The organism is Pseudoalteromonas sp. S3260, from assembly GCF_005886925.1.
Classification (GTDB): Bacteria; Pseudomonadota; Gammaproteobacteria; order Enterobacterales; family Alteromonadaceae; genus Pseudoalteromonas; species Pseudoalteromonas tetraodonis.
Window position 1 is genome coordinate 1 of the sequence record NZ_PNCV01000387.1, and the last position, 371, is coordinate 371.

1 pseudogene is annotated in these 371 nt (G+C 46.9%); it reads right to left on the reverse strand.

Annotated elements, in window-relative coordinates:
* Positions 1-371 (reverse strand): annotated as a pseudogene (locus tag CWC14_RS18910) (malate synthase G); the annotation flags it as partial.

Below are 371 nucleotides of genomic sequence, written 5' to 3' on the forward strand. Positions count from 1 at the left end.
AGCGGCTGTGATATTCAGGAAGTGCGCACAAACTAGTAAAGACCGCATCCAATATGCCTTCAAATACCTCGTTACCATCGCTGTCTAGTATCGCGGGTGTTGTCATCAGGTGACCGACATTGCGCACAAACATTAAGCTTCGGCCATGAAGGGTCAGCGACGAGCCATCTAACTTAGTAAAATGTTGATCCCTATTAAGGCGTCGTGTCTGAGTTTGCCCCCCTTTGGAAAATTCGAAGCTCAAGTTTCCCATCATCAGCCCAAACCAGTTACGATAAACTTGTGTTTTATCCTCGCCATCAACGGCAGCGACAGAGTCTTCACAATCCATGATGGTGGTTAGAGCAGACTCGAGTACGATGTCTTTAATG